General features: G+C 71.4%; 10 protein-coding genes. 9 read left to right on the top strand and 1 reads right to left on the bottom strand.

Features of this window, described 5'->3' with window-relative positions:
• The 8 genes from N864_RS06440 to N864_RS06405 form a co-directional block, all read left to right on the top strand.
• Positions 1-854, top strand: an 854-nt coding sequence (locus N864_RS06440; protein ID WP_081793450.1) for an ATP-binding cassette domain-containing protein, incomplete at its 5' end; no start/stop codon positions are given.
• On the top strand, positions 851-1,597 hold the full coding sequence (locus tag N864_RS06435; RefSeq protein ID WP_034714744.1) for an ABC transporter permease: 747 nt from the start codon (positions 851-853) through the stop codon (positions 1,595-1,597). The genes N864_RS06440 and N864_RS06435, both read left to right, overlap by 4 nt.
• The gene (locus N864_RS06430; RefSeq protein ID WP_240474234.1) at positions 1,594-2,790 is read left to right on the top strand and encodes a sensor histidine kinase; all 1,197 of its coding nucleotides are present in this window, start codon (positions 1,594-1,596) and stop codon (positions 2,788-2,790) included. Before N864_RS06435 ends, N864_RS06430 begins: the two co-directional genes overlap by 4 nt.
• A complete protein-coding gene (locus tag N864_RS06425) occupies positions 2,787-3,422 on the top strand; it encodes a response regulator transcription factor (RefSeq protein WP_240474233.1) in 636 nt (211 codons plus the stop codon). Before N864_RS06430 ends, N864_RS06425 begins: the two co-directional genes overlap by 4 nt.
• Before the next feature lie 51 nt (positions 3,423-3,473).
• The gene (locus N864_RS06420) at positions 3,474-4,697 is read left to right on the top strand and encodes an ATP-grasp domain-containing protein (protein ID WP_034714741.1); all 1,224 of its coding nucleotides are present in this window, start codon (positions 3,474-3,476) and stop codon (positions 4,695-4,697) included.
• A 42-nt stretch (positions 4,698-4,739) separates the two neighbouring features.
• Entirely contained in the window at positions 4,740-5,678 is a 939-nt protein-coding gene (locus N864_RS06415; protein ID WP_051518266.1) for a Type 1 glutamine amidotransferase-like domain-containing protein, read from the top strand.
• The gene (locus N864_RS06410) at positions 5,675-6,835 is read left to right on the top strand and encodes an alpha/beta hydrolase-fold protein (protein WP_034714739.1); all 1,161 of its coding nucleotides are present in this window, start codon (positions 5,675-5,677) and stop codon (positions 6,833-6,835) included. Before N864_RS06415 ends, N864_RS06410 begins: the two co-directional genes overlap by 4 nt.
• Before the next feature lie 91 nt (positions 6,836-6,926).
• On the top strand, positions 6,927-7,652 hold the full coding sequence (locus N864_RS06405; protein ID WP_034714737.1) for an esterase family protein: 726 nt from the start codon (positions 6,927-6,929) through the stop codon (positions 7,650-7,652).
• Positions 7,653-7,811: 159 nt separating this feature from the next.
• Here the strand turns inward: N864_RS06405 and N864_RS06400 are convergent, their stop codons facing one another.
• The gene (locus N864_RS06400; protein WP_051518265.1) at positions 7,812-8,462 is read right to left on the bottom strand and encodes an AfsR/SARP family transcriptional regulator; all 651 of its coding nucleotides are present in this window, start codon (positions 8,460-8,462) and stop codon (positions 7,812-7,814) included.
• 484 nt (positions 8,463-8,946) lie between these two features.
• Between N864_RS06400 and N864_RS06395 the strand changes: the two genes are divergently transcribed.
• Positions 8,947-9,138 carry a hypothetical protein gene (locus tag N864_RS06395; protein WP_034714735.1) on the top strand — a complete coding sequence of 64 codons (192 nt, stop codon included), beginning with the start codon at positions 8,947-8,949 and terminating at the stop codon, positions 9,136-9,138.
• The last annotated feature ends 28 nt before the right edge of the window (positions 9,139-9,166 follow it).

Here is a 9,166-nt window from a genome sequence, read left to right as displayed (position 1 = left end):
GCCCGAACGGTGCCGGCAAGACGACGACCCTCGACCTGGTGCTGGGGCTCACCCAGCCGACGAGCGGCTCGGCACGCGTCTACGGTCGCGCGCCGCGCGAGGCGATCCGCGCCGGGCGCGTGTGCGCCGTCCTGCAGACCGGCGGCCTCCTGCGCGACGTGACGGTTCGCGAGACGGTCCGGATGATCGCCTCGACGTATGCCGCTCACACCCCTGTCGACGACGTGATCGACCGCGCGGGGCTGGCTCCCATCGCCGACCGGCGCGTGTCGAAGTGCTCCGGAGGGGAGCAGCAGCGCCTCCGGTTCGCCCTCGCCCTCCTGCCGGACCCGGATCTGCTGATCCTCGACGAGCCGACCGCCGGGATGGACGTCACCGCCCGGCACGAGTTCTGGGCGACGATGCACGCCGACGCCGACTCCGGCCGAACCGTCGTGTTCGCCACCCACTACCTCGAGGAGGCAGACTCCTTCGCCGACCGCATCGTGCTGGTCGCCGGCGGACGCGTCATCGCCGACGGCACGACCGCGGAGATCCGCAGCCGCGCCACCGGCCGGCAGGTCTCGGCCCGCCTGCCAGCGGCAACCCGTACGACGGGGCTGCGCCTGCTTCGCTCCCTGCCCGGAGTCGTCGAGCTCAGCGAGCGCGGCGACCGGGTCGTCGTGCGGACGACCGACTCCGACGCCGCCGCCCGGGTCCTGCTCACCGAACTGGACGCGCGCGACCTGGAAGTGTCCACCGCGAGTCTCGACCACGCCTTCATGGCACTGACCGCGGACGCGGACGAGACCGAGCTCAGCGGCATACCCCTGGACGACGGGCAGCACCATGCGACAAAGGAACTGACACGATGAACGCCACCTTCACCCTCATCGAGCTCAAGCGCATCGCGCGCGACCGCACCGGCCTGTTCTTCACCGCCGTCCTGCCGGCGTTCTTCTTCATCATCTTCGGCACGACCGTCGAGTCGAAGGACACCGCGATCGGCAGCGGCAACGTCGCGACGTACGTCATGATCAGCATGGCGGCCTACGGAGCCGTCACGGCAACGACGAGCACGGGCGGGCAGGCCGCCATGGAACGGATGCAGGGCTGGGGCCGCCAGCTCGGCCTGACGCCCCTGAAGGACGCCCACTACGTCGGGATGAAGGCGGTCATCGCCATGGTCGTCGCCGGCATCCCGGTCCTGCTGATCTATGCGCTCGGGGCCTGGGCCGGTGCCCGGGGCTCGATGGGCGCCTGGCTCGGGAGCGGCCTCATCGTCCTCGCCGGGTCCGCCATCTTCGCCCTCTACGGCGTGCTCATCGGGACCGCCTTCAGGAGCGAGTCCGCCGTCGGCGTCGCGAGCGGCTCCGTGGTGATCTTCGCCTTCCTCGGCAACATCTTCATCACCCTGTCCGGGCCGATGCTCGCGGTCGCGAAGTTCACCCCGCTCTACGGCTACGTGTCCCTCGCCCGGTACCCGCTGACGCAGGGTTACCTCCCCGACGGCTCCTGGGAGCCGCTCTGGGTGCCGCTCGCGGGCGTCATCGGCTGGGGGCTGGTCTTTGGGATGCTGGCGACATGGTTCGTGAAGCGGGGCCGGGACCGACAGTGAGCAGGCCCGACGACCGAGGCACCGGCCGCGGTGACCCTGCCGGCGGCCGGGGCCCGGCCCCCCGCGCAGAGGCGGCCGCCCCCGTCGAGCCCGCGGACCTCCTCGACGCCGCGGACCTCGGGAGCAACCCGTGGAGCACGTGGGGATGGGTCATCCAGTCGATCTGGCTGGTCTTCCTCGCCTTCCCCCTCCTCGCGCTCCTGGGCGAGCCGGGACCCGCCTGGCAGCTGGCCCTCGGCGTCCTCGCCATCGTCTGCTTCGCGGTCGCCTACGCCGCGGGATGCCGCCACCTCGACCGGCTCGAGAAGGCGTGCCGGCCCATGCACCGGGCCGGCGCCGCCTGGCTGCTCGGCCTCGCCGCCCTCGCGCTCGTGACGGTGCCGCTCATCGGGGTGGGGGCGACCTCGTTCCTGCCGTTCCTCGTCGCCTTCGCGATGTTCGGCCTGCCGCTGCGGTGGGCCATTGCCGCGGTGGGTGCGGGCGTCGCCGCGAGCGTGCTGTCGGCGATCTTCCTCGACACCGACGAGGGCGGCTGGGTCATCGCCTTCATCGTCCTGTCGATCGGGGTCATGACCGGTGGGATCAGGGTCATGAGCGGCCGGGCGGCGCAGTACGAGGCCCTGCAGCGCGAGCTCGGCCTCGTCGAGGAGCGCGAGCGGGTGGCGCGCGACGTCCACGACGTGCTCGGCCACTCGCTCACTGTCGTGACCGTCAAGGCCGAGCTGGCCGAGCGGCTCATCGATCTCGACCCGGAACGGGCCCGCGCCGAGCTCGCCGACATCCGGGAGCTGAGCCGCCAGGCGCTCGCCGAGATCCGGGAGACCGTCGGCGGCCTGCGGGGCGCCAGTCTCGCGGTCGAGCTGGACGCAGCGCGCCGGGCGCTGTCCGGCGCCGGGATCCGGGGCGAAGTGCCCGAGGACGCCGACGAGGTCGACCCCCGGCACCGCACCGTGCTCGCCTGGGTGCTCCGCGAGGCCGCGACCAACGTCGTGCGCCACAGCCAGGCGGCGACGTGCGTCGTCGACCTCGGCCCGAACCTGCTCCGGGTGACCGACGACGGACGCGGCGTCGACGGGAACCCACCGGGCAACGGACTGCGGGGGGTCCGCGAGCGGGTCGAGCGCGCCGGCGGCCACCTGAGCGTCGGCCCACGGCAGGATGGGGTCGGCACGGTTCTGGAGGTGACCCTGTGACGATCGCTGGTGGCGGCGCGGCTGAGCCGATCAAGGTGCTCCTCGCCGACGACCAGGCCCTCGTCCGCGGGGCGCTTGCCGCCCTGCTCGGCCTCGAGCGCGACCTCGAGGTCGTGGCGGAGGTCGGCCGCGGCGACGAGGTCCTCGAGGCCGCCCGCCGGAGCGGGGCCCAGGTGTGCCTGCTCGACATCGAGATGCCGGGCCGGACCGGGATCGAGGTGGCCGCCCAGCTGCGCCGGGAGCTGCCTCACTGCCGGTCCCTCGTCGTGACGACGTTCGGGCGCCCCGGATACCTGCGACGGGCCCTCGAGGCCGGCGCATCGGGCTTCGTCGTCAAGGACACCCCGGCGCGCGAGCTCGCCGAGGCGGTCCGCCGGGTGCACGCCGGCCTGCGCGTCGTCGACCCCACCCTCGCCGCGGAGTCGCTCGTCGATGGGGCCAACCCGCTCACCGAGCGTGAGCGGGAGGTGCTCCGGGTCGCTCTCGAGGGCGGCACGGTCGCGGCCATCTCGGCCCGCGTCCACCTCTCCGGCGGCACGGTCCGCAACCACCTCAGCGCGGCGATCGGCAAGACCGGGACGTCGACCCGGGCCGAGGCCGCCCGGGTCGCGCAGGAGCGCGGCTGGCTCTGAGCGCGGGTCTGACACATGGCGCACCCGAGGGCCGGCCCCTAGGCTCGGCCCGTGAACATCGTGTTCGTCGAGCCCGGCTTCCCGGCCAACCAGCGCCGGTTCGTCCACGCGCTCGCGTCGGTCGGTGCGACGGTCTACGGGATCGGCGAGTCGACCGATGAGGAGCTCGGCGAGGAGCTGCGCGAGTCGCTGGCCGGCTACTACCGGGTCGGCAACGTCACCGACGCCGACCAGCTCATCGAGGCGGTCCGACACTTCCAGCGCTTCGCCTGGATCGACGCGCTCGAGGCCACCGTCGAGTCGCACACCCTCCCCGCCGCCCGGGCCCGCGAGGCGACCGGCATCCCCGGGACGTCGGTCCGCACGACCTGGCTCTGCCGCGACAAGCCGTCGATGAAGGAGGCGCTGCGCCGGGCCGGCGTCCCGACGGCGGCTTCCGCGGCGGTCGACTCGTCCCAGGAGGCCAAGGCGTTCGCGGACCGGGTCGGCTACCCCCTGGTCCTCAAGCCGCGGGCCGGCGCGGGTGCAGCCGGGACGGTCCGGGTCGACAACGACGAGCAGCTCGCTGCTGCCCTGCACCGCTTCGGCGAGACCGGGGCCGGCTCGATCGCCATCGAGGAGTTCGTCGAGGGGCACGAGGGCTTCTACGACACCATCAGCGTCGCCGGGCACGTCGTGCACGACTGGGCCACGCACTACTACCCCAACGTCCTCGAGGCGATGCGCAACCGCTGGATCTCCCCGCAGTTCGTCACGACGAACCGGATGGAGGGCAACCCCTTCTATGCCGAGGTCCGTGAGCTCGGCCGTCGGGTCATCGAGGCGCTCGGCATCGGCACCTCGGCCACGCACATGGAGTGGTTCAACGGCCCCAAGGGCCTGATGTTCTCCGAGATCGGTGCCCGCCCGCCCGGCGTGGGCTGCTGGGACCTCTACTCGGCGAGCAACGACGTCGACGTCTACCGCGAATGGGCACACGTCATCACGCACGGCGCGCCCGACCGTCCGATGAGACGCCCGTATGCCGCTGGCATCGTCGCGCTCCGACCCGACGCCGACGGGGTGGTGCAGGGATACTCCGGCGTCGACGAGTTCATGGCTGCCCACGGAGGATGGGTGCTCGACACGCACTTCCCCGGGCGTGGCAGCGCGACCCAGCCCGTCGAGGCGGGCTACATGGCCAACGCCTGGATCCGGATGCGCCACCCCGACTACGACGAGCTGCGCCGGATGCTCGACGAAGCGGGACGAACCGTCCACGTCCACGCCGGGTGAGCGGCATACGGACATGACGGCGACCCCGGCGCCCACCCGCGCATGACGACGATCCTCCTCGGCCCCCAGCGCTTCACGGTCACCGTGACCGCGGCGGTGCGCTCGCTCGACGTCGACGGGCCGATCGCCATGGTCAACGCCGGCTGGCTCGAGCGCGAGGAGGACGACGCCGAGCTCGCCGGGCTGCTCGACGGGCGGGGCCGCAACCTGCGGCTCTACCACCGGCTCGTCGACGTCATGACGAAGGACACCGCCTTTGCCAAGGGCGCCCTCGCCTTCCGCGAGCAGCAGGAGGAGCTGCGCGGCTTCTACGGGCTGCGGCTGCAGGCGGCTGTCGACACGGTGCGGGCCGTGCGACAGCGGTCCTCGCCCCACGGCCTCAAGTCGGCCGCCTTAACCAGCGCGGTCCAGGCGGTGCGCGACGTCGACCGGTGGTACGCGAGCCAGCTCAAGGAGCTGTACCGCGAGATGGGCCGACACGTCTCGGTGTGGGAGAGCCCGGTCATCGGCTGGCACCGCGGCGAGATCGAGGCGACCCTCGACGGGTGTGTCGCTATCGTCATCGCCGGCGGGCACGTCGGGGTGCTGCTCCAGGCGTTCCGGCTGTTCTCGCTCGAGCTGCCCGAGGAGCTGCCGGTCGTCGCGTGGTCGGCGGGCGCGATGGCGCTGACCGAGCGGGTCGTGCTGTTCCACGACTTCACCCACCAGGAGGTCACCGCCCCCGAGTTCCACGACCATGGTCTCGGGCGGCTGCCCGGCATCATCGCGCTGCCGCACGCCCGGCGCCGCCTCCACCTCGACGACCCGCAGCGCCTGGCCCTCCTCGCCCGGCGCTTCCCTCGCAAGCAGCTGGTCCTGCTCGACGAGGGGACGGTGCTGCTCTTCCCGACCGCTGACTCGCCCGCCCCGCCGGGCGCGAGGGTGATCGCCCATGACGGGACCATCGAGACGGTCGACGACGACGGCGGTGAGGCAGGATGAGCGCGCAGACCGGCACCAGGCGACTCGCCATCAACCGGCTCCGCGACCGGGTGCCCCTGGACGCCGCCGCGGTCGACCGGTTCGTCAGCAGGTACGGGTCGCCCATCGTCGAAGGTGAGCGGGCGACGTTCCTCTGGCGTGGCGAGGCCGACGAGGTCTGGGTCCGCCACCGCGTCGTCGGGCTGCCCGACCCACTCGCCATGAAGCGGGTCGCCGGCACGGACCTGTTCGCCGTCACCACGGTGCTGCCCGAGGGCTCACGGGTCGAGTACCAGATCGAGGTGCGGCGCGGGGAGGCCTACGAGCGGTGCAACGACCCGCTCAACCCGCGCCTGGCCCACAGTCCGCTCGGCTCCTCGTCCGTGTGCGCCGCGGTCGGCTACCACGTGCCCGACTGGGTGGCCTTGGACCCGGAGGCGCGCCCCGGTCAGCTGCTCGACGAGGTCGTGCGGAGCCGCGCCCTGCGGCGCGACCAGCCGGTCCAGGTCTACCTGCCCGCCCGGTTCAACCGCGCCATCCGCTACCCGCTGCTCATCGTCCACGACGGCGGCGACTACCTGGGCTACGCAGCGATGAAGACGGTCCTCGACAACCTCATCCACCGGCTCGACGTCGCCCCGCTCGTCGTCGCCTTCGTGCCACCGCGCGACCGGCTGCGCGAGTATCCCAACCATGCGCCGCATGCCCGGTTCATCGCGCGTGAGCTCGTGCCGTGGCTCAGCGAACGCCTGCCGCTCCTCGAGACGCCCGAGGGCCGGTGCCTCATGGGGTCGTCCTTCGGCGGCGTCGCCTCGCTCTCGACGGCGCTGCGCTACCCGGGAATGTTCGGATCACTACTGCTCGAGTCGGCATCGCTCGTCTTCACCGACATCGGGTTCGAGCACGGCGGCGGCCCCTACTTCGACCCGGTCGTGAAGTTCGTGAACCGCTACCGGGCCAAGCCGACCCGTCCCGTCGACCGGATCGCGATGACGTGTGGGGTCTACGAGCCGCTCATCACCCCGAACCGGTCGATGGTGCCGGTGTTCCGAGCCGCCGGGATGACGGTGCACTACACGGAGGCCCGCGACGGTCACAACTGGGAGAACTGGCGTGACCGGCTGGGGGACCTGCTGCCGTGGCTGTTTCCGGGCCCGCAGAAGTTTGTCTACGAATGAGCCCCCACGGAAGCTCACGGCCGCGAGCGGCCTGCGCCCCCGTGATCCCCCGAAAGGCCCGCATGGCTGAGGTTCCAACGAGGAGGAAGTCGTGAAGGTGACGGATCGGTGGTACTCGGACCGACTGGGGCGTGAGCTCACGGTTGCCCGTTGGGGCACCTACGGCACGCCGGTGCTGCTCTTCCCGACGGCAGGAGGCGACGCCGAGGAGGTGGAGCGCAACGGCCTCCTCGCGCACGTCCAGCCGCTCATCGACGCCGGTCGGGCGAAGGTCTACTCGTGCGACAGCGTCGCCGGGCAGGCGATGCTCGACCGGGCCGGCTCGACCGACCACCGCTACGCACTCTTCAACCGGTTCCACCAGGCGGTCGGGGAGGAGGTCGTGCCGGCGATCTTCTCCGACTGTGGCGGCCCCCAGCCGGTCGTGACCGCGGGCGCCTCCATCGGTGCGTTCAACTCGCTCGCGATCCTCTGCCGCTACCCGCACCTGGTGAATGCGGCGGTCTGCATGAGCGGGAGCTATGCCCTCGAGGGCTTCATCGGGGGCCGGTTCACCGACGACCTGTTCTACTCCTCACCGTTGCACTTCTTGCCGGGTCTCGACGGGCCGGCCCTCGACACGCTCCGCCGGCGCATGGTCATCCTCGCGACGGGCAGCGGCGAGTGGGAGGACGTGGGCGAGTCCTGGCGGGTGGCGCAGCTGCTGGGCGGCAAGGGCGTCCCGAACCGGGTGGACGACTGGGGTCCGCGCTACGCCCACGACTGGCCGACCTGGTACGAGATGCTGCCCACCTACCTCGATGAGGTCCTGCCCTGACCCAGGCCCTGGTGGTTCGAGGTATTCAGCAGTCACCACCGTCCGGTAATTACCTCGAACCAACGGCGGGTCCCGATGGTTCGAGGTATTCGACAGTCACCACCGACCGGTAATTACCTCGAACCAGTGGAGGGCCGGTGCGGGTGAGCGAGGCCTGCATCAGGCCCGGGCTGCGGCGGTGGGCGGCACGAACCCGGTGCTGCCAATGAGGTCGGTGAGGGAGGACGACGGGCGGATGCCCAGCTCCTCTCCCAAGCGGCGGCAGTAGGACCGGTAGACCTGCACCGCGGCGGCCGGATTGCCCTCCATCAGGTGCGCCCTGATGAGCAGCGCCTGCGTGCTCTCCAGCAACGGCTCGAGCGCGATGGCCCGCTCTGCCAAGGCCCCAGCGAGGCCGCCCCGACCGGCCTTGAGCGCCATCCGGGCCAGCGACTCCAGGGCGCGAATCTGCCGGTGCTGCAGCGCATCTCGCTCGTCGAGGACCCAGTCGTCGTACCACCCGGGCAGCAGCTCCGGTCCGGCGAGCACGGTGAGCGAGCCGGACGTCGAGAGCCAGACGTCGTCCCCGAGACGTTCCACCCCCTCGAGCCGTTCGACCTCCTCTAGCCGCCGGTCCAGCTCGGTGACGTCCGTCGTCGTCCGTGACCCGAGGCTGATGCGGGACCGCCCCGCATCGACGAGGTCCTCACCGACGCGGCGCAGGCGCATCACGGCGGCCCGCAGGCTCGACAGGGCCCGGTCCTCCGTCGTGTCGGGCCAGAGCGTCCCGGCCAGGACGCTGCGGCGTTGCGGACCGCGGAGGGCGAGCAACGCGAGACCCGCTCCTCGCGACCCCCCAGCTCGACCAGCCTGCCGTCGACGGAGAGCGCGAAGCACCCCAGCAGCTGGACATGACACGTGGAACTGAATCTTCCGGACATTGATCCCCCAAGATCAATCCCCGGAGCAGGGCCGAGCCAGTTCGACTTTCGCTGACCCGAACCGCACCGGGGGCGACAGATGCACGGTTCAGATTTCGATGTGGAGGCGCGCGAACGCGTCGACGTGGTAGAGAGCATCCTCCCGCGAGAGGTGATACATCCGCAGCAAAACACAAGGAATGGGGCCAACGGTGCACCTCCCGCGACCTGTCCGCACGGATCCGACCCACGCAGAACGGCTCCGCACCGCAACGGCACGCGAGATCACGCAGCCATCACGCACCCGTCACGACGACGGCACGCGACCATCACGCGGGCGTCACGGCCGGACCGCTGCACTGTCGTCATTCCACACCGGGAAGGAGGTGAATCCGATGCAGGAGATCACGTTTGCTGAGCTCGACACCGAGATGGTGGCGATGCTGCCGTCCAAGGAGACGCTGTTCCTCAACTTCAACTGGGCCAACGTCTACGCGACGAACTCGTCCATCGCGCTCAACGCGGCAACCCTTCTCTCGCAGGCCAACAGCGCTGCGATGCAGAACGTCTGGGTGAGCCAGCACTGACGTCCTGGGGCGTGGCCCTCACTCGGAG

This window comes from Intrasporangium chromatireducens Q5-1 (genome assembly GCF_000576575.1).
Taxonomy (GTDB): Bacteria; Actinomycetota; Actinomycetes; order Actinomycetales; family Dermatophilaceae; genus Intrasporangium_A; species Intrasporangium_A chromatireducens.
This window is presented reverse-complemented; position numbering and strand designations above follow the sequence as displayed.

Coding starts and splice junctions, on each gene's coding strand:
- N864_RS06435 (WP_034714744.1), top strand. CDS start 851: ATGAACGCCACCTTCACCCTCATCGAGCTCAAGCGCATCGCGCGCGAC.
- N864_RS06415 (WP_051518266.1), top strand. CDS start 4,740: ATGACGACGATCCTCCTCGGCCCCCAGCGCTTCACGGTCACCGTGACC.
- N864_RS06410 (WP_034714739.1), top strand. CDS start 5,675: ATGAGCGCGCAGACCGGCACCAGGCGACTCGCCATCAACCGGCTCCGC.
- N864_RS06395 (WP_034714735.1), top strand. CDS start 8,947: ATGCAGGAGATCACGTTTGCTGAGCTCGACACCGAGATGGTGGCGATG.